The following is a 25,812-nucleotide window of genomic DNA, read 5'->3' as shown; positions in this document are numbered from 1 at the left end:
ATGGTTTTAGATGCTGATGACTATATAATTAAGATAAGTGGTTCAGTAGGATTATATGAAGGTGGAGAACCGTATCCTAATTCACCAACTAGAACAATCGGAAAAATAACTTTTTTAACCAAAAAAGGAAAAACGATAACAGCAGGGTGTGAAACTATGTTTAAATCATATGGGACTTTTACTCTAGAACCACCTGCAGGTAAACAAATTTTTGCGCTTCAAGGTTCATATTTAATACGTAAATTAGAATCAGAAACTAACAAGCGATATTTAGATTGTTTGGGAATTGCAAGTACAAAATAACTACAGATTAATTAACTGTTGTTATTTTATACTTAAGAAAATAACATAATATTTTACATTTATAATGAGAGTGTTTCCTATATGAGGGTAAATATAAAAATATTACATATATTAGAGTTCTTGTAAGTAATTCATCAAATAAAAAATATAAATATTTTTGTTGTTTTTTTATATAAATAGCATCTATTTGTCCACTTATGCCTTTTCAATGACTAGTTATACAAAAGTATTGAAAATTATGAATATTAATATTATTATGAATATAAGTCGAATATACATATTAGGAGGTTTTTTATGAATACTTTGTGTGGTGGATGGTCAGATTTTAAAGTAGTAGAAAAAGAAAATTTAGAAATATTTAACGAGGCTATAGGAATGTTAAAAGGTGTTGATTATGAACCGCTTATTGTTTCTACTCAAATTGTAGCTGGGATGAATTATAGCTTTATTTGTAATGCTACTTTAGTTACCAAAAATCCAAGAAGTTTTTTAGCAGAGATTGTTGTTTTTAAACCTCTATCTTGCGAAGAAAACAATAAAGCAATAATTACTCATATTAATGAGATACATAATTATACACATACACACAGATAATAAAAAATATTAATCTAGTGAGGAGTCACAAAATGAGACTAAATATAACTCAACAAAATACTATAGAGGTTGAAAATAGTAAAAAAGAAGATGTATATTTTGTAATAGTTGGCGAGGTTTTTTTTGAACGCCATGGTAATACATTCAATAATATCACAAACAACAATGTAGATAATTATGAAGTTGAAGTGTTGCCAACTGATAATATTAATTTAGAACTTAAAATAACATCCTCAAGAAATACAAATCGTGTTTATGTAATTGTTGAGGACAAGCAATACAATCATGGTGCAGTATTTTTAAATCCGACATTAAAAGAGGAAGATAAATAGATTAAATTAAAGTAACTGTGTCTGTAAAATGTAAATTTTATTAATACAGTTACTTTTATGTGATATAATAAAAAAAATAGAAGTGTACTACCAATACACTTCTATAGCTGCAATTAAGCACTCTCATGTTGGGGAGTGCTTTTTTCATTTCTCCAAATAACCTTGTTTTTTTCATCAATAATTATCTTATATATACTAGCAATAAAAAAAGACCCTAAAAGAGTCTTTCCCGAAAAATCTATATATTATAATATAGTTATATTTTCTGCTTGAGGACCTCTAGCACCTTTAACTATATCAAAGCTTACTTGTTGACCTTCTTCTAATGATTTAAATCCTGAAGTTTGTATAGCTGAGAAATGAGCAAATACATCATCTCCACCTTCTATTGATATAAAACCAAATCCTTTTTCATTATTAAACCATTTCACTATTCCATTATTCATTAAAAATACTCCTATTAACCTATATCAAGATATACTTGATTTAATTGTGTATTAACACAAATACTATTATATCATAGATTAATAGAAATGTCTACTTAATTATATTTTTTAGTTAACATTTTTGGTTATTTTTAATATTAAAAATATATTTGAGCGTTTTATATTGGTATATATTAATAGAAATGTAGATAAAACTAAAAAGGGTTCTCTAGAAAACAAAATCTATTTAATTATACTTACTTACCAATACCATCACTTGATGTAAGCAATTTTCTACTACATTTTCTCCATACTCTAATATAAAATCATCTAACTGTGTATCTATAAAATCACAATAATCATATGAACTACCAATATATGCAGTCAACATGTGTGTACATCTATCCATTTTATCTCTAAACATATATTATTATCCCCCTAAAAAACTTTCATAAAAACAAAAAGAACAATATCTTTTTGGTAACTGGCTGACATAACTTATAAGATATTTTACAAGTCTTAGCCCCTATAGCTTTGCGTCACTAAATTTCTCTAGTTTTGCCTATTTAGTTTTATTCTACAATTTAATAATACAATGTAATTAGTTATTATTCAACATATGTGTTTGAAAATTGAATAAGTTTATAAATATGAATAGTATTTTTTATATATAAAAACAAACTAAAATAGTAGAATATATGTAAAATTTTACCTGTAGTTTTTGTATTAAAAAGCTTCTATTATTAGTTTAAGTTAGACTGAACGAGGGAGCGACATTAAGATGGAAGAAGAAATGTTAATAGAAAAATTATTAAGAGCCGAACTAATAGTAATGGAGTATTTATGGAAAAAAGATTCTGAAATGTCTAAAAAAGAAATTGTAAAAGATATAAAACAGATGTATGTATGGCATAAAAGTACAATAAAAACACTACTAAAAAGATTGGTTGACAAAGGTTATTTGGTTAGAGATATTATAAAGTTTCAATCTCATTATAAAATAATAATAGATAACAAAGAATATTACGCTTTTAAGAAAAAAGTACTAAAATCTAGTAAAAGTAGAAAAATAATGCGTTCACTTACTACTACACATAAAACCGTAAGTAAAGAAAAGTTAGATTCACTAGAAGAGTATTATAAAAACTTAAAAGAATAATATGGTAAATTTTGGATGAGAGTATTTGGATAAATTCTCTTGTTTTGAAAACTTTATTGAGATAGAATTTATTTATACATAAGTTGGTAATGGAGGGGTATATAATATGAAAATTAGTAAATTACCAGAAGCAGAGTTAAAAGTTATGAGATATATTTGGGAATCAGATAGAATATTAACATCAAGAGAAATTGTTGAAGCTATGGAAGAAAAATATAAATGGAAAGATACTACTACATTTACAGTATTAAAAAGATTACAAAGAAGAGTTTAGAAACTTAAAAGATGAGGAATAAAAAATGGTGGCAAATTATGTTTTGCCACCATTTTGCCACCGTTTCAAAATAACTTGTTTTTTATTAAAAAGTTTAATATAGTATTATACAGTGCAGTAGTTTCAATTACTGTAAAAATAAGATAGGTTAGATAGTTTCAAGAAATATGCAATAGTTTCAACGTTTCAAGAAACTCTATATTGCGAGACTTTAGTATTGATACAACGAGTTGATATGTAGAAATTCTATGTTTTAGGCAATTTTGCAAGTATATCGTCTTCACAGGTGATGCTGATAAAATCAGAAATAAGGTCATTAAAAACTATATCAATGTTTCTGTGGTGTTGATATAGAGTGTGAGGATACAACGAAATAAAGATGGAGAATCAAAGGAGTACTGTGAAAATGGTACTCCTTTTCTCGGAGGATTTCAGAGCGCAGGGTACAAAAACTTTGTAAAGAAAATGAATACCAAGTATTATACATTTTAGTCGTATCTGGTGGATATAAAAAGAAGCAGAAAAACCGAAAGATAATCGTAAAAAGTTGTAGAGTTAGGAAATTCTTAATAATTTCTTATGCAGGAAATCATAAATAGTAAAGATTCTTTTGATACAATAATAAAATATCTTGTATATGCGCGAAAGGAGGAAAACAGTTATGAATGATAAAATTCTTGTAGTAGATGATGAACATGATATAGCGGACTTAATAGAGGTCTATCTGCAAAATGAAAACTATATCGTATTTAAGTATTATTCAGCTAAGGAAGCTCTTGCTTGTATAGAAAATACAGAGCTTGACCTTGCTATTTTGGATATTATGATGCCTGATGTAAATGGATTTGATATTTGTCGAAAAATACGTGAGAAGTACAATTTTCCAGTTATTATGCTAACTGCAAAAGATGAGGAAACTGACAAAATCACAGGATTAACTTTAGGAGCTGACGATTATGTCACAAAACCTTTTCGTCCCCTTGAATTAATTGCTAGAGTAAAGGCACAGCTGCGTAGATATAAAAAATACAATCCTATACAAGAAGAATCTGATACAAGTTCTGTTTTATGTTATTTAGGTTTAGAAATTAATACTAAGACATATGATTGTCTAATTGACGGAAATCCTATTTCACTTACACCAACGGAGTATTCCATACTTTGTATTTTGCTACAGAACAAGGGAACTGTTGTTAGTTCAGAGGAATTATTTTATAAAATATGGCAAGATGAGTATTATAGCAAAAGTAACAATACAATCACTGTTCATATACGACATTTGCGTGAAAAAATGGGTGATACTATTGAAAAACCTAAATATATCAAAACTATATGGGGAGTCGGTTATAAAATTTAACTACAACTCACTATGAGGAGAGGAAAAATTACGCTATGAATAAAAAAAAGAAACATTTAAAAATAATTAGTTGTGTATTATTCATACTTTATTTAATTTTATTAGTATGGATTATATTGTTTAAACTACAATTCAGAATAAGCTATATAGGTTACACAAGGAGTATCAACTTGATTCCATTTCATTACTCTACTTCTGTTGGAGAACAGTTTCATTTTGAGGAAGTGAGAGATAATATTTTAATTTTTATTCCTTTCGGAGTTTTACTTTCCATGTTGTCATCAAGAATGAAACTACAAAATAAAGTTCTTATTATTTTTGGAAGCAGTTTTATCCTTGAAATGATTCAGTATATTCTTGCTATCGGAAGTACAGATATTACAGACTTAATCACCAATATGTTTGGTGGAATAATTGGTATTGGTCTATATGCATTACTGCTGAAAATACTAAAAGATAAGCAAAAAACAGATATAGTAATTTCAACTCTAGCTGGAATCTTTGCAGTTCTTTTTTTAGCACTGATGACAGTTCTTCTGTTATCCAATTAATAAATGTATAGATATGGAGGTGATAGCAATGACAAATATTGGTACAGAAAAGAAATTACGTATGAAACTATTTATAAGCTTAATTATATATACCTTAGCTGGGTATATTTTGGTAATATTATTCGATTATGGATTCAGTAGATTTTCAAACACATTTTTTCCGTGGCTACATCTTAGAATTGACTTAATTTATTTTCTATATTTGATTATAGGTTTTTTCTGTATTTTTTATCATTACTGGAAAAAACCATGGGGATATTTGCAGGAAGTCATGAATGCCACTAAAGTAATATATCAACTAAATGACAGCACCATTGAATTATCTGAACCACTCAAAGATATGGAAAAGCAGATGAACCAAATAAAAATGGCTGTTCTACTTAGCCAGCAAGCTGTAAAAGAAGCTGAAAACAAAAAGAATGAATTAGTCATGTATTTAGCTCATGATATTCGCACACCTCTTACCTCTGTAATAGGTTATTTAAGTCTGCTGGATGAAGCACCTGACATGCCTATAGAACAGAAAGCAAAATATGTTGGAATTGCTTTGAAGAAGTCTATGCGTCTGGAAAAGCTTATTGATGAATTTTTTGAAATCACAAGGTACAATACACAGCAAATTCAACTAACAAAAACAAATGTAGATTTATACTATATGCTTGTGCAACTCATTGATGAGTTTTATCCTGTATTATCTGCTAAAGGAAATTCTGTTATACTCAACGCAAATGAGAATTTGATGGTTTATGCTGATTCTGAGAAACTAGCTAGAGTGTTTAACAACATGCTCAAAAATGCTGTTGCATACAGTTATCCTAATACAGAAATTCTTATTTACGTTCAAAAGGAACAGGATAAGATTAAAATTAAATTTGAAAACCAAGGACATACTATTCCACCAGAACAATTATCTACAATTTTTGAAAAATTTAACCGTTTAGATGATGCTCGTAAATCGGACAGTGGTGGTGCAGGTCTTGGGCTTTCTATTGCCAATGAAATTATTCTTTTACATGGTGGAGAAATTTTGGCTCAAAGTGAAAATGATAGGATTATTTTTATTGTATTACTTCCAATTCAATCTTAGGAAAACATTAATTAGATATTAGGATTTTCTTAGGAATTTATCCTGTTAATATTAAAGTTTAAAACGTCCTTGTTTAGTAAAATAAAACTGAACAAGGACGTTTGTCTTTGTATTACAAAAAAGGAGAAAAGACATGGAATTAACAATTACAAATCTTAAAAAAAATTTTAAGAATAAAACCGCAGTTGATGATGTTTGTTTAAATCTTACACCTGGTGTGTGGGGGCTTCTTGGAGCTAATGGTGCTGGTAAGACTACGCTTATGAAAATGATTGCGAATATTCTAAAACCAACTAGTGGAAAAATTGTTTTTGATGGTAAGGATATTCATTCAATGGGAGAAGAATACAGAAATCTATTCGGTTTCTTGCCACAGGATTTTGGTTTCTTTCAAGATTTTACAGTAAAGGACTATTTGGAGTATGTGTCTGCATTAAAGGACGTTCCTGCTAGAGAAACAAGAAAAAAGATTGACAGTCTGCTGCATACACTTACCTTGACTGATGTCAAAAATAAAAAAATTATCAAGTTATCTGGTGGAATGAAACGTCGAGTGGGAATTGCACAAGCAATGTTAAATGACCCGAAACTTCTAATAATGGATGAACCAACAGCTGGACTTGACCCTGGAGAGCGAGTTCGTTTCCGAAACTTTATTTCAGAGTTCTCTCATGACAGGATTGTCCTTATTTCAACTCATATCGTATCTGATATTGAGTATATTGCTACTCAAAATGCCATTATGAAATCAGGAAGAATTCTTGATGTAGGGACAACAGATGAATTGGTCAAACAAGTTACAGGTAAAGTTTGGAATTGTATCATACCTGCTGAAAAGATGCCTATGTATGAAATGCAGCTTCGTATTATTAATCAACGTAGTGAAGGTAATAATCAGGTATCAGTTCGTTATTTGGCAGATGAAGCCAAAACAAGTGACTCAATAATGGCTTCGCCCCGTTTGGAGGACTTATATTTATGGTTATTTCCGCAAGAGGAAATAAGTGAGGAGGGAAAGTAAATGATTCGTATTTATCGTCTTGAAATAAAACGTGTGTTGAAATCACGTCGTTCTATCATTTTATTACTTATTTCACTATTCATGTCTGTTGTGATGGCTTGGCTTCCGGTATTGTATGAGGACATCAATCAATATGATAAAAACGGCAACAAGGTAGCAGAATTAAATGGTCTGGAAGCAATTGCCTATAAAAAATCACTTCGCTCTGAAAATAATGGAGAAGTTACTATGGAAAAACTCAAAGAAGCTTTGAATATCTATCAAAGTGTAGTTTTGCCATATGGAGAAGACAGCCTTAGTAGTGGTGAATTCCCTACAGATATTTATATAAAAAAGGTATTTCCCATTCAATCTCTATTGGCAAGACTGCCAGAAGCCTATTCTAATCCAAAGACTGGTCAGGGAATAAGCTTAATGGATATTTCTCCTAATAAATTAGATGGTTTTTATGAGCAGACTACGCAACATCTTAAAGATATCATGCAGATGGAGCAAAAGAAATATCCAACCGCACAGAAACATGCGATACAAAAATATGTAGAAGTAAATACGCCTTTTCAGCTTTATACTGGATATTCAAGAGATGCATTTGATTATATTATTCTATTTATTTTTCTCCTAGTCATTCTTTGTACAGCGGCTGTGACCCCTACGTTTTCTAATGAATACCAAACGGGTTCAGATAGTATTTTGCGCTGTACAAAACATGGACATTCTCGATTGGCAATTGCAAAGATTATGGCTGCACTTACTATTTTTACTGTAGCATTTGTCATATGTATTTCAATTCATTTGACAATTTCAAATCTAGCATTTGGAACTGAGTGTATGAAAACATCTATGCAGATGCTATTTTCAGTTATCAGTCTGCCTGCACTTAATTTAGGGCAGCTTCAGATTACTTTGGCAATAGGAGGGCTTATTTCACTGCTGGCAACTGTCAGTTTCACACTGTTTTTATCAGCTAAATGCAAGGATTCACTCTCTGTTATCCTAATTGCTATTGTAACATGTTTACTTCCAATATTTACGTATTCGGCTGGAGCCAATTGGCTTACTTTTATCTTACCATCAGCAGGAATAGGTATGCAAAATAGTTTACTGTACCAATTGACTAGCTTTAATTATCTGCATATTGGACAGGCAAGCATCTGGTCACCCTATGTCATAATAGTGGCATCAATAATTGAAATTCCTGTATTTCTTCTTCTTGCTATACGGGCTTATAACAAACATCAGGTTATATAAATCAACATTCTGTGAACAACTGTTTAGTAGTTAAAAACCTTTGTTTAGGAATAGAAATGTTTCATCTTAAATATAGGTGTTAGTAAAATGGTGGCTCTGAAATAAAATCAAAGTAGCCATTTTCTAATGTGTATTTAAAACATATTATCAATGATACAAAAATTAATCGAAAATGAATAGTTCCTCAATTGGTACATCTACTATTCTTGATATATCTATTGCTGATTTTAGATATGTATTAATTATTTTAATATAAATATTAATTATTTTAATGTATATATTGACTTTATTAATTTTTTGATTTATATTGTAAACATTAGATAGAAAGAAGGTGATGTGATGTATCAAGTTATCAGCCGCTGTCCTGTCTGCGGAAGAAAACTTAAAGTTGTCAAGCTACAATGTGAAAACTGTGATACAGTGATTGAAAATGATTTCTGCCTCAGTGCATTTGACTATCTATCTGCAGATGATTTATTCTTTGCAGAAACATTTTTAAAATGTCGTGGTAATATAAAAGAAGTGGAAAAAGAACTAAAGATTTCTTATCCAACTGTTCGTTCTAGGTTAGATGATATTATCCAAAAACTAGACGGAAAATCTAATGTGACATCTTCTTCTGATTCACATAAAAAGGAGATTTTAGATGCACTGGAAAAAGGAGAAATCACTCCAGCAGAGGCATTAGAACAAATAAAAGAAAATAAATGAAGCTCTATCTCTATTTCTGACAGTAGTCAGGAGTAGTGACCAAAATATGAGGCTATTTCTGTTGGAATGGATACAGAAGAGCAGAAATGAGGAAAATAATATGGATGAAAAAATGAGGATTTTAACAATGGTAGAGGAGGGAAAGCTTTCTGCCAAAGAGGCAATTGACTTGATTGATGCATTAGATAAAACTACATCTCAAGAGGAGTATACGAATTATTCAGAAGACTTTGATAGTCAAGCTTTTACTAAACAAAGCAGTACTTCATATGAAAATAAGATGTTGAAGATTATTGTGGACACTCCAGATGGTGATAAAGTAAATGTGCAACTTCCTGTAAAGATTATACGTCAAGTGTTGAAAATGACAGGTAAGTTGCCAATTAAGAGTGAAGATTTGCAAGGTATAGACCTAGATGCTCTTACTACCTCTATTCTTGAATGTCTGGATAATGAAACACTTGGCAATATCATAGAGGTTGACTCTGCTGATGGCACTACAGTTAAAGTTTTTATAAAATAATACTAGGAGAATAGGTTTATGCGCATTATTGTCCGCTCAAAAGAAACAAATTTGTGGCTACCCATACCATTGTTTCTAGCAAATACTGCAGTTCTTTTGTTGCCAGAATCGGTTATTGAAGAGATTAAAAAATCACTTCCAGAGCCATATCAGGAAGTCATTAACAAAAAATTTCTACAGGAACTCGTTCGAGAATGTCAGTCTGTTCTTAAGCAGTACAAGGGACTTGAGATTGTTCATGTGGAAACTCAGGATGGCACTTTTGTATCCATTCGCTTATAAAGTAGTGTTTATTTTGTATATTACTATTATTTAGAGAACTTACATTTACTGAGAACACTTATATTTATTGACTTAAAAATGACGAAAACATGTCCGTTTTTTACAATATTTTTTTCTAGTACTAATGTTATAATCTATTTACTAATGTTGATGGAGGTAACTTATGAAATATGCAGGTTGTTTATTTGCAGTAAAAGATATTCAAATTGCTCGTAAATTCTATGAAGAATTATTTGATTTAAAAGTTATTGTTGACTATGGAAAAAACATTGTATTTGAGGGTGGATTGTCATTGCAACAAGATTTTGATTGGTTGACAGGAATCTCGAAAGAAGATATGAAAGACAAAGAGAATAATTGTGAAATATTCTTTGAAGCAGAGTCTTTTGAAGAGTTTCTATCAAAACTAAATGTAAGAAATGATGTTACTTTACTTCGTGATGTAGAAGAAGCACCATGGGGGCAAAAGGTAGTTCGAATTTATGACTTGGATAATCATTTAATTGAAATAGGTGAGTCTATGAAATCAGTAGTTAATAGATTCCAAGAACAAGGTATGAATCTTACAGAAGTGGCGACGAGAATGGATATAACTATTGATGATGTTAATCAAATTTTACAAGGCTAAATTATGGCTGATTAAGTAAATCTCAATATCAAACTAAGTAATTCTAAATATCAAAATATAAAACAGTAAATTCTCATGATTTGCTGTTTTTTATATGCATAATTAAAAAAATGATATGATAATCATTAAAAATACCTAAACTAGGAAAAAAGAAGGCTACCAAATAATGCTTTATAATTGTTTATATTACAGTCAATTTTATTTTTAAGTAACGATTATATACAATCTAATATTAATTATAATACTTAATAAAATAATCTATGAATAGTAAAACAGAGCTTATTTGGACACTATATTTAGTAGTATATTAAAATAAGCTCTTTATAGTACATATTATAAATATTTAGTTCTCATAAGTCTGAACTATTAGACCTATAATTCTCACGAGTTTAACTATAAGACCTACAAATAGAAGTTTAATCACGCTGAAATAACTGAATAACTCCCTCTAAATGGTTATACATTGATGTATAACCCAAATTAGCATCTTTACTATCAAAAGCCATCATTATCTCATTGTGATGACTAATCATATCTTGTAGTGAATTTCTATATTTAAAGCCAAAGTGTTGATTAGAAGACACAGTTTTAGGTATTAATTCATAATACTTTATAAAAATTGGATTATGAGAAGCTAAAATTATTTCTTTGTGAAATTGCAGGTCAGCGTCATAACATTCTTCTATTAAGCCTTGTGAAACTTTGTCTAGTTCTTCTACAGATTTCAAGTAAGCATATCTTATTCTCTGAAGTTCTTCAGAAGTAGCATTTAAAATGGCTAACTTAGTAGCTTCACTTTCTATAAGTTGTCTTGCTCTTAAAGATTCAACGTAAAATTCTTGTATATTATGATTTTTATAAACTTCATTATCAGAAAAAAGGTCAACTTTTTTAAATCCTTCAACTATGGGGCTTGAATAGGGAATAGACCTAAGTATTCCTTCTTTACAAAGTTTGTCTATAGCATTCCTTACAGGAATTCTACTTATATTAAATAGTTCAGCAATCTTTCTTTCACTTGGCAATTTACTATTAATTTTAAAATTTCCATTTAGAATATTTACTTTAATATAATCAATAATTTGTTCAGTGGCACTTAAATTTGTCATAAAAACTCCTAAACATATAATTTTTTATGAGTGTATTATATCACAATTAAGAGGTAAATTTAATTTTTTATAGTATGTATAAGATAATATGGAAGCAATTATAGCAATAAAAGCTAAAGTAAAATAACCATATTGTATTGAAATATAATCTGATATTTTACCCACTAGCATTGGAAATATAGACATTCCTATAGCATAAACTGCTTGAAAAAATCCCATTGCAGTAGATTTTTGATATTTTGGTATATTTTTCATAGACTCACTAGTAAGGTAAGAAAGAAGTATACCTGTAGATATTCCTGGTAACGATTGTAGCATAAATATTATATTAATACTTTTTACTGTTGGAACTAGAAAGCAATAAACTGAAATCAAAAAAAACACTGAGGGAATCCAAAATTTTGGTCCATGCTTTGTACAAAATTTAGTAGAAGCAAATCCAGAAGATACAACAGCACATACCATGTAAAATATAGAAGATAAGCCTATAATGGTAGAGCTAGAGCCTAGTTCTTTAAGAATTTGAGTAGTAAATGACATTGTTGTAGACATTTGGATTCCTTGTTGAATCAATGCCATAAAAGAAAAAAATACAAGTCTTTTGTCTTTGCATATAGATAAATAATTTTTAAATGGGATTTTTTCGGTTATTTTTCCTGAGTGATGATTTTTTACATTTAAGGCTAGAAGTGTACCAATGATTGAAGATATTACACTCATAATACACAAATTTACCATTCCTAATTTTTCATAAAATAAGGTACTCATGACAAATCCAATTAACATTCCTAGGTTGTTTACCAAAATTATTGTACTTGTAGCTTTTTGTTGATGTTCTATGGAAAAAAAATCAGTGTAGTGAACCATGTAAGAAATCCAAGTTGATGATGCTATTCCAGATAAGATATTAGCTATAAGAAATCCTTCTCCTCCAGGAGAAATAACTCTTATAAGAGATGCCAAACCAGCAAATAAAATTCCACATAGTATAAATATTTTATGTTTGTTTATAGAATCTGCAAAAACCCCAATAGGAAGTCTTAGTAAGCATTGTGAGATTCCATATGAGCCTATTATTATACCAATCATGTTTGTAGATACGTGACATATACTTAAATATGGATTTTGAAAAGGTATGTATACGTATTGTGAAAACCAGAAAAATACAACAATAGAGAGTAAAAGTAATTTTTGATTAAATATTTTTTTCATATTATCCTCCAAATGGTATGTTTATAATGGAAATAATATACCATTTTGTTTAGTAAATCAAGTATTTTAAAATTTTAAAAATAAATTTCGATATAACAATAAGAATTATTTGTTGAAAAATTATATTTTATAGTTGAATTAAGAAAACGCTTATGTTACTATAAAGTTAACAAATTTGAATATTACAGTAGACGTGTTACTGGTGATGCAGGCAAGATCGAATCAATTTTTATAGGTTACCTATATAGTACTATGGGTATAATCTATTTATTTGGTTCGATTTTTTTGTTTAATTGGCCATAAAAACAAAAAGCCTATAATTAAAGATGGAGGATTTATATATGGATTATAAAAAAGTAGCTCAAGAAATTCTACAAAATGTAGGTGGAAAAGAGAATATAAATGAAGTTACTCACTGTATGACGAGACTTAGATTCAAAGTTAAAATTACCTCTAAGGTTAATAAGGATAAGTTAGCCAGAACTGAAGGAGTAATAACTGTTGTAGAGAGTATGGGTCAGATACAAGTTGTAATTGGTAATAAAGTAAAAAAAGTGTATGATGAGATTGTAAAAATGGTACCTCAATCAAGTGAAATAGATAATAAAAATGGAAATGAAGAAAAACAAGGTATCATGAACTCTATATTATCTGCTGTAGCTGGAATATTTACACCTACAATACCTGCTATAGCAGGGGTTGGTATGATTAAAGGTATTTTATCAGTTCTTGCTATGTACTATATGAATAAAAATGGAGTAGATATAAAAGAGACTCAAAGTTATATTATTCTAAATGCTATGGCTGATTCTATATTCTATTTTATGCCTATCATACTAGGATATACTGCGGCTAAAGTGTTTAATGCAAATAAAATAATATCTATGGTATTAGGGGCAACACTTTGTTATCCAGCCTTTACAGCTTTGATGGCAGGGGAAGAAACAGTTAGATTTTTAGGATTAGCAGTAACAAAGGCCACATATACATCATCTGTTATTCCAATAATTATTGCTATATGGGCTCTTTCATATGTTGAAAAAATACTGGAAAAGTATATGCCTGAAGTAATTAAAATAATAATGGTTCCAACTTTATCATTAGTTATAATCTTACCTGCAACATTGTTTTTATTTGGACCAATTGGGATATATATAGGAAATGTTATAAACTTTGTTTACAAGTATATTTATGAACTAAGCCCTGCATTGTGTGGAGCATTCATAGGTGGATTATGGTGCGTATTAGTTATATTTAGTGCACATAGAGCACTACTACCAATAGGTATAAGTGATGTTGCTCAAACTGGAAGACAGAATTTATTGGCTTTTGCAGGAGCCGCAAACTTCTCGCAAGCAGGAGCGGCTCTAGGGGTATTCTTTAAAACTAAAAATCAAGGATTAAAGACAATCTCTATGTCTGCAACTATAACGGCACTATTTGGTATAACTGAGCCTGCAATATATGGAGCTAATCTTAGGTTAAAAAAACCAATGGTATGTGCTGTAATATGTGGTGCAATTGGAGGTGGCATAATGGGAATGGGTGGCTCTTATGGTAACGCATTCGCAAACCAAGGTGTTTTAACTATACCTGTATATGCTGAAGCAGGAACGTTAGGTTTTTTAAGTTATCTAGGAGGTTGTGCTATAGCATTTTTTGGTTCAGCTATTTTAACTTATCTAGTTGGGTTTGAAGATTTAGAAGAGTCTTTTAAAGGAAATAGCTCTACTATAAAAGTAGAAACAAAAGAGGGCATTGTTGATATAACTTCACCTGTGGAAGGAGATTGTATAGAATTATCAGAAGTAAAAGATGATGTATTTGCATCAAAAGCTATGGGAGAAGGTATAGCTGTATTACCTACAAAAGGCGTAATAATAGCTCCTACTGATTGTGAAGTAGCTTCTTTATTTCCAACACTACATGCAATAGGATTAAAGCTAGATAATGGAGCAGAAATGTTGATACATGTTGGAATTAATACAGTAGAGTTAAATGGAAAACACTTTGTAAAACATGTTAATCAAGGAGATTTAGTGAAAAAAGGTTCTAAACTGATAACTTTCGATATAGATGAAATAAAAAAAGCTGGATATGATGTAACTACACCAGTTATAGTAAATAATACATTTGATTTTGCACAGGTGATTTCTTGTAAATCCAGTCATGTATCTACAAATGATAAAATAATTTCATTAGTTAATAATTAAATTGATTAGAACTATAAAAATTAGCTTAGTGCAATAAAGCAACAAATAAAACGATTAAAACATTAATATAAAAGGAGTGACACTTATGAATACAGGATTTCCAAAAGATTTTTTATGGGGAGCATCATCTTCAGCATTTCAAGTGGAAGGAGCTTGGGATAAAGATAATAAAGGAAAAACAGTGGCTGATTACAATTCTTTTAAAAAGTCTCACTTGCAAGCAGACACTAAAGTAGCATCAGATTTTTATCATAATTATGAAGAAGATATTGAACTGATGAAAGAATTAGGAATGAAAACTTATCGTTTCTCAATTTCATGGGCAAGGCTAATTCCAGATGGGGAAGGAGAAATAAACCAAAAGGGAATAGATTTTTATAATAAAGTAATAGATAAATTAATAGAGTGTGACATTGAGCCATTTGTAACTTTATATCACTTTGACCTACCTTTTGCACTAGTGGAGAAGTATAATGGTTGGGAAGGTAGAGAGACTGTTTATGCCTTTGAAAGATTTGCCAAAGTATGCTTTGAGCATTTTGGAGATAGAGTGAAATATTGGCAACCTCATAATGAACAGAATTTAATAGTTAGAGTAGAAGAGAGAATTAATATATATAATGAAACAGACCCATGGAAGATAGATAAAATGCGTGCTCAAATGGATTATAATCTTTGTTTAGCCCATGCATTGGCAGTTAATGCATGCCATGGAATGGTAGAAGGAAGCAAGATTGGAGCAGCAGTATCATCATCTGTAACATATCCTCTTACATCTAAACCAGAAGATGTATATGCAGCAAGAATGAATGACAACTTTAAAGTGTACTACATGCTTGATATGCATTATTATGGAGAGTATCCAGGGTATTATATGAATTATCTTGAGAAAAGAAATATAGTCCCTCATATGGAAAATGAAGATAAAGAAGTACTTAAAAAAGCTAAAATGGATTTCATAGCTGTAAATTATTATAGAACAAACTGTGCAGAGGCCTTACCTGAGGATTCACAACATCCATTTGGACTAAGAGAAGGAACCGTTGACTTTAGTATGTATGGATTATTTAAGATGTCAATGAATCCTAATCTAAAGGCTTCAGAGTATGGAGCATCAATAGATTCATCAGGACTTAGAGTTGCATTGAATGAATATTGGCAAAGGTATCACTTACCTGTTATAATAACGGAGAATGGTCTTGGAGCTAAAGATGTCCTTGAAGATGGTAAAATTCATGATGACTATCGTATAGATTATTTAAATACTCATATAAATGCATGTAAATTAGCTATTGAAGATGGTGTAGAAATGATGGGATATTGTCTATGGTCATTTACAGACCTTTTAAGTTCTTCACAAGGTTTCAACAAACGTTATGGGCTTGTTTACATAAACAGAACAGACCATGAAACCTTAGATTTAAAAAGAATAAAGAAAGATAGTTTTTATTGGTATAAAGAAGTCATAAATAGTAATGGAATAACAAAATAAATATAATATATTGAGGTTTTTAGTATGTACATTACAAAGGTATTAAATAATTCGTTGCTACTTGCAAAGGATGATAATGACGAAGAGATAATATTGATGGGAAAAGGAATTGGTCATAATTATAAGATTGGGTCTGAGTTAAATAAAGAAGATATAGAAAAAACTTTCGTTCTTCATGATGAAAATATAAAAAAGAGTATTGTACAACTTGCATCAGAAATAGATGCAGAATACTTTGGTATAGCTCAAATGATAATCTCATATGGAATAGAAAAGTATAATTTAAAACTTATGAACCATATATACTTGGTTTTAACTGACCACATCGCCTTTGCAGTGAGACGCTTTAAAGAAGGTATAATGATTGAGAATTACTATTTGTTTGAAATTAAAGAATTTAATCCAAAAGAATATGATATAGGAAAATATGCGATTACTGTTTTTAAGGAGGTTCTTGGTCTAGACCTACCAGAAGAGGAAATTGGTAATATAGCAGGCCATTTTATAAATGCACAACAAGACAATCCTTATAGTGATAGAAATAAGAGAAGTGCTAAAATTGTGAATGCCATTTTACAAATAGTTCATTATCACTTTTCTATTGTATATAATAAAGAATCATTTTATTATATGAGATTTGTAATGCATCTAAAGGCTTTTTCTCAAAGATTTCTGGCTAATGAACCATCAAAAGAAAAGATAGATTTTATATATAATCAAGTGCGTAAAAATTGTAAGGAAGAATATGAATGTGTAAAGAAAATAGGAGCCTATATACACAAGGAATACTCTAGAAAATTGCCTCGTCAGGAGGAATTATATTTAATGATTCATATTCATAAGATTCTAGGGGAGCTAGATGAAAACTGTTAAAATGTTTTAGTATATTAGTAACTTGATAATAAAAATAAGATTTAGTTAAATTTAAATAGTAGAATTATTTTAAGAGATAGCTATTAAACTATCTCTTAATTTTATGTAAAAAATGACTCTAAAAGTAGTAACCTAGAAAATATGTTTAATTCTAATGTTATTTATATATTAGAAGAACTACAAGATTAATATTGATTTTCTTTATGCATTTCAAGGATGAATACTAGTGATTTATAATAAGCAGTACTATTTCTTATTTGAGTTATTCATTATTTTCAATCCATTTGTATTTACTCAAAATAAGAGCACTGTGTGACAAGCATCATAATATTGGTTTTGTTATACTGTTAATATAAAGATGCAACTAAGAATAAAAACTACGAAACAGAGGCTAAGAAATAAAAATAAAGTAATGGAGGATATGAAATGGCTAGAATATCTAATATAACGATGTCTGAACAGCCTTCGTATTGCATTTTAGCAATACGAAAAACTATTGACTTTATGGTAGAATTTTCAGAGTTTTCACAGCAAAGTTTTCGAAAAATTTCCAACTATCTGGAAGAAAAGGGAATATTGTCTGCAGGAGCACCAATTGTATGCTTTCATAACATGGACTTAGAAAAATTAGATGTTGAAGTAGGTTTTCCTGTAGCTAATCATTCTGTATTTAATAATATGGATACAGAAAATGAAATTTTGCAAAAGATTGTTCCAACACAGAAAATAATAACTGCAATTGATTTAGGACCATATGAACTGCAAGACCCTACACTTGAAGAATTATTTTTGTGGGCTAAGGATAGTGGATATGAACTTCATGGAGATATCTATTATCAGTACTTGAATGATTTAAATCGTCCTGAAAGTGAGTATCTCACTAAAATGATGTTACCTATTCTATAAATAACAAAACAGAATAGAAATTCTGTGGATACATAGGTTTAGCTGTAATAAAAAACAAGTTAACTACCATTTTACTATGAATGGTAGTTAACTTGTTTTTTATATGGATTGTTTATGATATGACAGATTGAATTGTTACTTAATGAGTGACTAATAGACGTTTTTATTGAAAGTTACTACCTGTTATGTGATAATAAGGACTTGTTAGGGTAATTATTATAGTTGTGGTTTAATGATTGAGATATTATCATAATATTTGCAAAATGATATAATCGAGAAGAAACAAGACAGATAAATAAAGGAGTAAATAATATGAAGATATATGATGTATTAACACGTTTTTATATTAAGGATATAGAAAATGCAATTCCTTTTTATGAAAATCTTTTAAAAGATAAATGTTCTTTACGTTTTTCTTATAAAGAAGTGGGGTTAGAGTTGGCTCAAGTAGGAAATGTTTTGCTGTTATCTGGTTCTGATACTGCTCTTAAGCCATTTATAGAAACGAAAGCTACTTTTATGGTTGATTCTGTGGATGAATGGAGAAGTCATCTGCTACAAAGTGGAGCAGTAGTAATAAGAGATAAGAAAAAAGTTCCTACAGGATATAATATGACAGTAAAACATCCAGATGGCACAATTATAGAGTATGTTCAGCATACAAAATAAAATTAGCTCAAAATATGGGATTAACTCAAACACAGGATTAACTTTAAAATAGAGTTATTAATAAATAGCTTAGGGTAATATATTATATACTCAAAAGTTTAATTTGTTAATCTTAACTCTGATATATTATAAATTAGATTAATATGTATCAAAATAAAAAAAGTTATTTACATAAAAGGTGAACTTTGGATAGAGTTCACCTTTCTATTTTTTTGACCTACAAAAAATAATATACTGAAATGTCACAACAGAAACCCATCCTATGCCAGTAGCAAATGCAATTGTCTTTAAAGCAAATTGTTGAATAAACAAATAAGAAATAATAACACGAATTGATATATGTAAGACGGTTCCAATTACAGGAATATTTACTTTTCCACTTCCTCTATACCATCCAACAAATGCACTTCCTATAAAACATAAAACATAGAAAATAGCGATAGTTTTCATGTACTCTATGCCATTTACCATAATTCTATCATTGGCATTATTCATCATAAATTTAATACCAGCCTTAGCAGAAAAATACATTATCAAAGATAGCCCAATTCCTAGACACAATAGGATAATCAATCCTGTATAAAATCCTTGCTTTGCTCTTTTTCTATTTTCATTTCCAAGATTTTGTGCGACAAATATAGAGATAGCCTCAGCACCACTATCACCAAAAGAATTAGCAAAGCCTTCAATTTTTGTTGTAGCAGTGTATGCTGTAATCATGTCTGCTCCCATTAGATTTACAGCTCCCTGTACTAGTAATTTTCCAATATATAAACTGGATTGATGAAGAGCTGAAATTAGACTATAGGATAGAGTTAATCTTAATAATTTCCATTCAAACTTCATATCTTCCTTTCTAAACAAAAGAAATGAAATGTTTTTTCTTATATAAATAAAACAAAGAATTGATGCAAGAGTCTGTGAAAGCACAGTTGCAGAAGCTGCTCCTTGGATTCCAAAATCACATACTGCAACAAAAACTATATCCAAAACAGTATTTATTATCATTGAAAGCATTAAGATAATTAGGGTAGCTTTAGTATTCCCAACAGCTCTCAAGGCTGCTGATAATAAATTATAAAAATATGTTGCGATAAGTCCACAAAAAATAATATTTAGGTATGGTATCGCGATATTTGAAACTTCTTGTGGTGTATGAATTAGATTTAGTAATGGAGAAAGCATAAATATTGAACATATACTTAATCCTAAAGTTAATGTAATGCCAAAGATAGTTGCTAGAAAAGATTCTTTTCTAAATGAAGATAAATCACTAGCTCCATAAAAATGTGCAAATATAATTGATATACCTGTACAACTTCCACTTAGTACAAATATAAAAAGGTTCATAATAGTTCCAGCTACACCTACAGCAGCAAAAGCAGTTTGACTTACAAACCTACCAACTATAATAGCATCAATAGTATTGTAAAGTTGTTGGAGTATATTTCCTAAAAGTAATGGGAACATGAGTATGACCAACTCTTTCTTTATGTAACCTTCTGTTAAGTTAGTTGTATATTTCATAATGGCACCTCGTTAAATTTTAAGATACAATTAGTTTACAGTCATATTAAATAATTGTAAAATGCTGTTTTTATCCATATAATATAAATAAATGTTTATATTATGAATTGGGGTAAGATTATGACAGAACTTGAGATACAAGCTTTTTGACTATTATAAAGCTGGGAAGCATTTCTGCTGCTGCTGAAAGTTTATATGTTACTCAGCCAGCTTTAAGTAGACGCATATATGCATTAGAAGCTGAATTGGGATACAAATTAATTAATCGAAAAAAGGGAGTACGAATATCAGAGTTGACAGAAGAAGGGAAGGCATTTGTTCCAATTGCGGAAAAATATAAAACTCTCTTACAAGAAGCTAAGTATATAACTAAGATTGATAGAAGTAAAATTATAAATATATCCTCTATAGGAAGTGTTAGCTCATACATACTTCCAGATGTATTTTCCTGTTTTATGAATACATATCCAGAGTATAATGTAAATTTTTATAACTATCATTCTTATGAAGCATATGATTATGTTTCCAAGGGGGAAGTTGATATAGCTCTTATTTCAGATGATATGTTTTTTAATGACATAGAAACAATACCAATATTTAAAGAAGCCATGTTACTGGTAACAAGTTATGGCTCAAAATACAATGGAGAATTGCATCCATCTGTTTTAGATGTTGCCGATGAAATAAGACTTCCATGGAATCCTGAATATGATTTGTGGCATAATTTTTGGTTTCGTTCAACTCTTCAACCTAAAGTATTTTTAGACCAAATGTCTCTTTTAGAGTATTTTATGAGACAAGAAAATGTATGGGCCATTGTGCCAGTATCAGTAGCATATCACCTTAAAGAAATATCTAATATCGAGATACATTACATAAAAGATGCTCCACCAGATAGGTTTATTTATTATTTAGTTAAAGAATCTAATAAACAGGAAATAATAGATAAATTTTTAGATTTATTAAACGAAAAACTATTGAAAATTAAAGGATTGGAGTCTTTAATTAAATAATAGAAGAGAAGATAGTAAATCTTAAAGTTAAAAGTTTATTTAGAGTTAAATAAATTAAGTGTATATTTAAAAATAAAGAAATATTTATATAAAGAAGAGTATTTCAAGAGAATATTAAGAATCTCAAATGAAATACTCTATTTTTCTTTTTTAATGATTATATTATATGAAAAAATGTATATTATTAAGTTAGAAATATGTAAGAAAATTGAAAAATAGGTTACAAGATGAGATAAACATATAAAAAATAATTTTCACATTATAAAAAATAGCAAGATTTATTAAATATGACTAAGAAGTAATTGATATAATGTCTCATGGATAAAAGGAGGAGAGCTGCAATGTTTTATAAAGTAAATAATGTTATAACTGCTATTGATTATATAGAGGAGCATTTATCAGAAAAGCTGGATTTAGATATAGTTGCTAATGCTGTTCATTATTCAAAATATCATCTACATAGAACTTTTACAACTTCTGTTGGGTTGACAATGCATGATTATATAAAACGAAGAAAACTCACAGAGGCAGCAAAACTATTAGTATTTTCTAAAAAAACAATTATTGAAATTGCATTGATAGCTGGCTATGAAAGTCAACAAGCATTTACTTCTGTATTTAAAGATATGTATAAAAAATCTCCAAATAAATATCGAAAAGAACAAGAATTTTATCCTTTGCAGCTAAGATTTGTTTTGAAAAAAGAAAATCTATTTTCAAAAGATATATCGGAATTAGAAAAAGATATTACACTTGCTAAAATATCTGATATACCATCATGGATGAGTTTAGTGAGATTAGTCATAGATGGATTCCCAAATTTACAGGAGGAAGAATATATCTCTCAATTAAAACAATATATTTTGGAAGAAAGAGCCTTGATATTAAAATTTAATAACATTGCTATTGCAAATATGGTATTTAATAAAGAAACTGGGAGCATTGACTTTTTTGGAATACACCCTCAATATCGTAATTCAGATATTGCACAGGTGTTTCTAAAAAAGGTTATTGAGAATTTTTTGATAGATAAATCTATCTCAATCACAACTTTTAGAGAAGGAGATAAAGCTGATACAGGACATCGGAATATGATAAAGAAGTTAGGTTTTGCAGAAGCTGAATTATTGACTGAATTTGGGTATCCTACTCAAAAATTTATTCTGTCTTCTGAAAATGAAAAAGACACTGAATAGTACTAATAATCTATTGTATTAAAAAATAATTTTACATTTTTAGGTGTATTTATTTTGCTGTCCATGTTTCTCATAACTTTGATTATAAATATAAGAAAATGTATTTTTTATTTAAAAAGAAATATAAATTTTGAGGCTGAAATTTAAAACAAAAACTAAATTTGAATCAAAGAGCAAGAATGATTAAAAAATATAAAATTCAATTCAGTATAATGATTTAAGATAATACTTAATTGGCAAGGAGGATTCAAATGTCTAAAAATCAGCAATTAGAAAGTTGTAATTCTATTACATCCAATCCTAAACATAATATATCTGGACAAGAGATGGAGTTAGCAACATCTTTTCCAGATGAGATTGCATATCTTATAGATATAAATAATAAGCTGGATAATGCTTTGGAGAATGCAGAAAATTCAGTTGATAAACTAGATAAAGATTACATGGATGCTAAATTATATATGGTAAAAAATCGTGGAGAGATAGACCCACATGAAATGTTCCAAAATGAACTGGCACTAAAGCAAATAGATAGTTATGGGGCTTTTATGGTAAAAGTTCGAGACAAGATTGCTAAAATGAAAGATTCGCCATATTTTGCTAGGATAGATTTTCAACTAAAAGATGAAGGTTATGATTCAAAGTATTATATTGGTCGATTTGCATTTGATTATGAAAATGAACTTCTAATACTAGATTGGCGTTCTCCAATGGCCAGTATGTTTTATGATTGTGAGATAGGACCAGCAGGGTATAATGCACCACTTGGATGGATAGATGGAGAAATAACACGTAAACGACAGTTTAAAATTAAAAATGGAATACTGGAGTATGTACTTGAAAGTTCTATGAATATACAAGATGATATTCTTCAACAGGAACTTAGTAATACTTCAGATGAAAAGATGAAATCCATTATTTCAACAATACAAAAAGAGCAGAATCAAATTATTAGAAATGACAAGGCTGACACCCTCATTATTCAAGGAGTAGCTGGTTCTGGAAAAACATCTATAGCCTTACATCGAATTGCTTTTCTTCTTTATCGATTTAAAGATAAGATATCAGCAAATAATGTAATTATTCTATCACCTAATAAAGTCTTTGGTGACTATATTTCTAATGTACTTCCTGAACTAGGAGAAGAGCCTCTATGTGAATTAAGTTTTGAAGATATAGCAGAAGTTCAATTAGAGAGGATTATTGATTTTGAGGGAGAAAAAGATTCTCTGGAAGTAAATGATGTACAATGGGAAAAAAGAGTGCGTTTCAAGTCTACACTTGATTTTTTAAAGCTTATGGATAAATATATAAAGCAAATGCCAAATATGGTCTTTATTCCTAAAGATTACACTTTTGGAGGTTTTATAGCTAAAAGTGACTGGATACTAAAAAGATTTGATGCATATAATAAATATCCAGTTAAGCGAAGACTGGAGATGGTAGCAGAAGATATTCATTATAGATTTGAATCAGATAATATTATGGAAGATGACTTACCAAAAGTAAAAAATATACTGAAAAGTTTAAATAGAATGCTAACAATAAAAAATACTCTAACAGTGTATAAGGACTTCTTCAAACAGATGAATATTCAAGATATGTTTGTAATGCCATCAAAGAATACTCTTGAGTGGGCAGATGTGTATCCATTTATATATCTTCATGCTGCATATGAGGGATTACAAGAAGACAAAGTGATAAGACACATTGTTATTGATGAGATGCAGGATTACACTCCTATTCAATATGCTGTAATAAACTTGCTTTTCAAATGTAAAAAAACTATTCTTGGAGATTTTGGACAACTAATCAACCCTAATCATTTACATACATTAGATGATATGGTACAGATTTATGATGGTGGAGAGTTAGTAATGTTAAACAAGAGTTATCGTTCTACTTTTGAGATTATTAATTTTGCCAAGAAAATTCAAAATATAACTTCGCTGGAGGCTATTGAAAGACATGGTGAGGAGCCTGTTGTGATTAAATGCAGTAACGAATCAGATGAGATAGAGAAGATAAAAATGGAGATTGAGCAGTTTGAGGAAAGCAACAATGCTACCCTTGGTATTATACTAAAAACCAACAGCGAGGCTAAAGCAATATATGATGTTATTAAGCAAGAATATGATGTTAATTTAATATCTCCTGAAAGTTCTAGTTTTATAAAAGGTGTATCAATTACTTCTATTAAAATGTCAAAGGGGCTAGAGTTTGATGAAGTTGTTATTCCTTCAGTAAATAATAAAACATATTACAATGATTACGACCGTAGTTTATTATATATTGCCTGTACACGGGCTATGCATAAACTTAAGCTTACATACACTGGAAATTTAACACAGTTGATAGAACTTAATTGAGATATATAGTTTACATTGTAAAGATTGATTTTTCTAACTTATTATGAGGTATCACACCTTGCCACTCAATTACTTGAAAATCTTATTTCATGTGCTTTTCCGCTTGTGCTCTTAATGGGGGAGCTTATTGACCTCATTGACAAATACAAAAACTTTGACACCATGACAGCAACTATGCTTAATGAGTTTGTTGAAAAAATTCTTGTTGTGCATGAGCGTTACCGCAAGGGTAGCCAAGAAGGTAGTCCTCCAATCCGAGGATATGGCTGGCTAAGGGCGTATATGCCCTTACCAGAAGTTTATCAAGGCAGGAACCCGTGTCGCCATTATTTGAAAGAAACTGGGGTAGCATTTACGCTTCTCCAGTTTCATCAATTTATTTTATCGTGTTAATAAGTTTTTTCGTTGATATTATATCTGTTTGAATAATTTGTGCACTGTGCTTGACGTTGCAAATAATATATGTAGGCAAGTCTTGGGATTTCAAAATTTCTATTTGATTTGAAGTACCTATATTGCTTTTTTCAAGATATTCTAATCGTTTTGTAAGAATATCAACTGCTTCTTTTCTATCTAAGAATTTAATAAAAAAAATAGCAATCATAAAAGGAACAAGGTTATAATTAAAAATTTGAATAAATGATACAAGTGTACCTTTCAACTCAATATAACCTGTCTTAGAAAGCAAATAAACGGTTTTGTCAGGTATATTTGCATTTTCTTTAGCCATATGAACTC

General features: G+C 29.6%; 29 protein-coding genes and 1 riboswitch. Of the genes, 23 read left to right on the top strand and 6 right to left on the bottom strand.

Annotation, left to right across the window (positions count from 1 at the left end):
* From IC174_RS15840 to IC174_RS15830, 3 genes are all read left to right on the top strand, one after another.
* Positions 1 to 303 (top strand): hypothetical protein, encoded by a 303-nt coding sequence (locus IC174_RS15840; RefSeq protein ID WP_227483377.1) that lies wholly within the window; start codon positions 1 to 3, stop codon positions 301 to 303.
* A gap of 294 nt (positions 304 to 597) precedes the next feature.
* Positions 598 to 897 (top strand): hypothetical protein, encoded by a 300-nt coding sequence (locus tag IC174_RS15835; protein WP_219674377.1) that lies wholly within the window; start codon positions 598 to 600, stop codon positions 895 to 897.
* Between the two features lie 32 nt (positions 898 to 929).
* Positions 930 to 1,229 carry a hypothetical protein gene (locus tag IC174_RS15830; protein WP_227435422.1) on the top strand — a complete coding sequence of 100 codons (300 nt, stop codon included), beginning with the start codon at positions 930 to 932 and terminating at the stop codon, positions 1,227 to 1,229.
* A gap of 245 nt (positions 1,230 to 1,474) precedes the next feature.
* Here IC174_RS15830 and IC174_RS15825 read toward each other — a convergent pair whose 3' ends face one another.
* On the bottom strand, positions 1,475 to 1,675 hold the full coding sequence (locus IC174_RS15825) for a cold-shock protein (RefSeq protein ID WP_021384215.1): 201 nt from the start codon (positions 1,673 to 1,675) through the stop codon (positions 1,475 to 1,477).
* 226 nt (positions 1,676 to 1,901) lie between these two features.
* Positions 1,902 to 2,078 carry a hypothetical protein gene (locus IC174_RS15820; RefSeq protein WP_227435413.1) on the bottom strand — a complete coding sequence of 59 codons (177 nt, stop codon included), beginning with the start codon at positions 2,076 to 2,078 and terminating at the stop codon, positions 1,902 to 1,904.
* 52 nt (positions 2,079 to 2,130) lie between these two features.
* A riboswitch (cyclic di-GMP riboswitch) is annotated at positions 2,131 to 2,227 on the bottom strand.
* A 208-nt stretch (positions 2,228 to 2,435) separates the two neighbouring features.
* On the opposite strand from IC174_RS15820, the gene IC174_RS15815 reads away from it, so the two are divergent.
* The 11 genes from IC174_RS15815 to IC174_RS15765 all read left to right on the top strand — a co-directional run bounded on the left by IC174_RS15815 (position 2,436) and on the right by IC174_RS15765 (position 10,495).
* Positions 2,436 to 2,813 (top strand): BlaI/MecI/CopY family transcriptional regulator, encoded by a 378-nt coding sequence (locus IC174_RS15815; protein ID WP_227435410.1) that lies wholly within the window; start codon positions 2,436 to 2,438, stop codon positions 2,811 to 2,813.
* Between the two features lie 106 nt (positions 2,814 to 2,919).
* On the top strand, positions 2,920 to 3,087 hold the full coding sequence (locus tag IC174_RS15810; protein WP_227435400.1) for a BlaI/MecI/CopY family transcriptional regulator: 168 nt from the start codon (positions 2,920 to 2,922) through the stop codon (positions 3,085 to 3,087).
* Between the two features lie 661 nt (positions 3,088 to 3,748).
* A complete protein-coding gene (gene vanR / locus IC174_RS15805) occupies positions 3,749 to 4,444 on the top strand; it encodes a VanR-ABDEGLN family response regulator transcription factor (protein ID WP_227435395.1) in 696 nt (231 codons plus the stop codon).
* 35 nt (positions 4,445 to 4,479) lie between these two features.
* The gene (locus tag IC174_RS15800; RefSeq protein WP_227483376.1) at positions 4,480 to 4,995 is read left to right on the top strand and encodes a VanZ family protein; all 516 of its coding nucleotides are present in this window, start codon (positions 4,480 to 4,482) and stop codon (positions 4,993 to 4,995) included.
* A 28-nt stretch (positions 4,996 to 5,023) separates the two neighbouring features.
* Positions 5,024 to 6,082, top strand: coding sequence for a sensor histidine kinase (locus tag IC174_RS15795; protein ID WP_227435390.1), 1,059 nt, complete (start codon positions 5,024 to 5,026; stop codon positions 6,080 to 6,082).
* Positions 6,083 to 6,215: 133 nt separating this feature from the next.
* Positions 6,216 to 7,103 carry an ABC transporter ATP-binding protein gene (locus IC174_RS15790; protein ID WP_227435388.1) on the top strand — a complete coding sequence of 296 codons (888 nt, stop codon included), beginning with the start codon at positions 6,216 to 6,218 and terminating at the stop codon, positions 7,101 to 7,103.
* Complete coding sequence (locus IC174_RS15785) at positions 7,104 to 8,351, top strand: ABC transporter permease (RefSeq protein ID WP_255619087.1); 1,248 nt, start codon at positions 7,104 to 7,106, stop codon at positions 8,349 to 8,351.
* Between the two features lie 339 nt (positions 8,352 to 8,690).
* Positions 8,691 to 9,062 carry a DUF2089 domain-containing protein gene (locus tag IC174_RS15780; RefSeq protein WP_227435386.1) on the top strand — a complete coding sequence of 124 codons (372 nt, stop codon included), beginning with the start codon at positions 8,691 to 8,693 and terminating at the stop codon, positions 9,060 to 9,062.
* Positions 9,063 to 9,123: 61 nt separating this feature from the next.
* The gene (locus IC174_RS15775; RefSeq protein ID WP_227435384.1) at positions 9,124 to 9,585 is read left to right on the top strand and encodes an SHOCT-like domain-containing protein; all 462 of its coding nucleotides are present in this window, start codon (positions 9,124 to 9,126) and stop codon (positions 9,583 to 9,585) included.
* A gap of 18 nt (positions 9,586 to 9,603) precedes the next feature.
* The gene (locus IC174_RS15770; protein WP_227483375.1) at positions 9,604 to 9,867 is read left to right on the top strand and encodes a hypothetical protein; all 264 of its coding nucleotides are present in this window, start codon (positions 9,604 to 9,606) and stop codon (positions 9,865 to 9,867) included.
* Positions 9,868 to 10,030: 163 nt separating this feature from the next.
* Positions 10,031 to 10,495 (top strand): VOC family protein, encoded by a 465-nt coding sequence (locus IC174_RS15765; RefSeq protein ID WP_227483374.1) that lies wholly within the window; start codon positions 10,031 to 10,033, stop codon positions 10,493 to 10,495.
* Between the two features lie 416 nt (positions 10,496 to 10,911).
* Here IC174_RS15765 and IC174_RS15760 read toward each other — a convergent pair whose 3' ends face one another.
* Together IC174_RS15760 and IC174_RS15755 are read right to left on the bottom strand one after the other, a co-directional pair.
* Entirely contained in the window at positions 10,912 to 11,604 is a 693-nt protein-coding gene (locus tag IC174_RS15760; RefSeq protein WP_227435378.1) for a FadR/GntR family transcriptional regulator, read from the bottom strand.
* A 24-nt stretch (positions 11,605 to 11,628) separates the two neighbouring features.
* On the bottom strand, positions 11,629 to 12,816 hold the full coding sequence (locus tag IC174_RS15755) for an MFS transporter (protein ID WP_227435376.1): 1,188 nt from the start codon (positions 12,814 to 12,816) through the stop codon (positions 11,629 to 11,631).
* A gap of 341 nt (positions 12,817 to 13,157) precedes the next feature.
* On the opposite strand from IC174_RS15755, the gene IC174_RS15750 reads away from it, so the two are divergent.
* From IC174_RS15750 to IC174_RS15730, 5 genes are all read left to right on the top strand, one after another.
* Positions 13,158 to 15,029, top strand: a complete 1,872-nt coding sequence (locus tag IC174_RS15750; protein ID WP_227483373.1) for a beta-glucoside-specific PTS transporter subunit IIABC — start codon at positions 13,158 to 13,160, stop codon at positions 15,027 to 15,029.
* A gap of 85 nt (positions 15,030 to 15,114) precedes the next feature.
* Positions 15,115 to 16,521, top strand: a complete 1,407-nt coding sequence (locus IC174_RS15745; protein ID WP_227483372.1) for a glycoside hydrolase family 1 protein — start codon at positions 15,115 to 15,117, stop codon at positions 16,519 to 16,521.
* Between the two features lie 24 nt (positions 16,522 to 16,545).
* Positions 16,546 to 17,394 carry a PRD domain-containing protein gene (locus tag IC174_RS15740; protein WP_227483371.1) on the top strand — a complete coding sequence of 283 codons (849 nt, stop codon included), beginning with the start codon at positions 16,546 to 16,548 and terminating at the stop codon, positions 17,392 to 17,394.
* 426 nt (positions 17,395 to 17,820) lie between these two features.
* Complete coding sequence (locus IC174_RS15735) at positions 17,821 to 18,300, top strand: GyrI-like domain-containing protein (protein ID WP_227483370.1); 480 nt, start codon at positions 17,821 to 17,823, stop codon at positions 18,298 to 18,300.
* Between the two features lie 312 nt (positions 18,301 to 18,612).
* The gene (locus tag IC174_RS15730; protein WP_227435351.1) at positions 18,613 to 18,969 is read left to right on the top strand and encodes a VOC family protein; all 357 of its coding nucleotides are present in this window, start codon (positions 18,613 to 18,615) and stop codon (positions 18,967 to 18,969) included.
* Between the two features lie 204 nt (positions 18,970 to 19,173).
* On the opposite strand, the gene IC174_RS15725 is transcribed toward IC174_RS15730, so the two are convergent.
* Positions 19,174 to 20,496: an MATE family efflux transporter gene (locus tag IC174_RS15725; RefSeq protein ID WP_227483369.1), complete on the bottom strand. Its 1,323-nt coding sequence runs from the start codon at positions 20,494 to 20,496 to the stop codon at positions 19,174 to 19,176.
* A gap of 146 nt (positions 20,497 to 20,642) precedes the next feature.
* Between IC174_RS15725 and IC174_RS15720 the strand changes: the two genes are divergently transcribed.
* From IC174_RS15720 to IC174_RS21435, 4 genes are all read left to right on the top strand, one after another.
* The gene (locus IC174_RS15720) at positions 20,643 to 21,509 is read left to right on the top strand and encodes a LysR family transcriptional regulator (protein ID WP_227483368.1); all 867 of its coding nucleotides are present in this window, start codon (positions 20,643 to 20,645) and stop codon (positions 21,507 to 21,509) included.
* Between the two features lie 341 nt (positions 21,510 to 21,850).
* The gene (locus IC174_RS15715; protein WP_227435346.1) at positions 21,851 to 22,705 is read left to right on the top strand and encodes a helix-turn-helix transcriptional regulator; all 855 of its coding nucleotides are present in this window, start codon (positions 21,851 to 21,853) and stop codon (positions 22,703 to 22,705) included.
* A 251-nt stretch (positions 22,706 to 22,956) separates the two neighbouring features.
* Entirely contained in the window at positions 22,957 to 25,074 is a 2,118-nt protein-coding gene (locus tag IC174_RS15710; RefSeq protein ID WP_227483367.1) for a 3'-5' exonuclease, read from the top strand.
* Between the two features lie 114 nt (positions 25,075 to 25,188).
* Positions 25,189 to 25,467, top strand: coding sequence for a DUF4368 domain-containing protein (locus IC174_RS21435; protein WP_413927197.1), 279 nt, complete (start codon positions 25,189 to 25,191; stop codon positions 25,465 to 25,467).
* On the opposite strand, the gene IC174_RS15700 is transcribed toward IC174_RS21435, so the two are convergent.
* Positions 25,451 to 25,804 carry a hypothetical protein gene (locus IC174_RS15700; RefSeq protein ID WP_227483366.1) on the bottom strand — a complete coding sequence of 118 codons (354 nt, stop codon included), beginning with the start codon at positions 25,802 to 25,804 and terminating at the stop codon, positions 25,451 to 25,453. The two genes, IC174_RS21435 and IC174_RS15700, sit on opposite strands and share 17 nt — an antisense overlap.
* Positions 25,805 to 25,812 lie beyond the last annotated feature (8 nt).

Source organism: Clostridioides sp. ES-S-0001-03, assembly GCF_020676075.1.
GTDB lineage: Bacteria > Bacillota > Clostridia > Peptostreptococcales > Peptostreptococcaceae > Clostridioides.
Note: the sequence above shows the minus strand (reverse complement) of the source record. Positions and strands in the feature narration are given on the sequence as shown.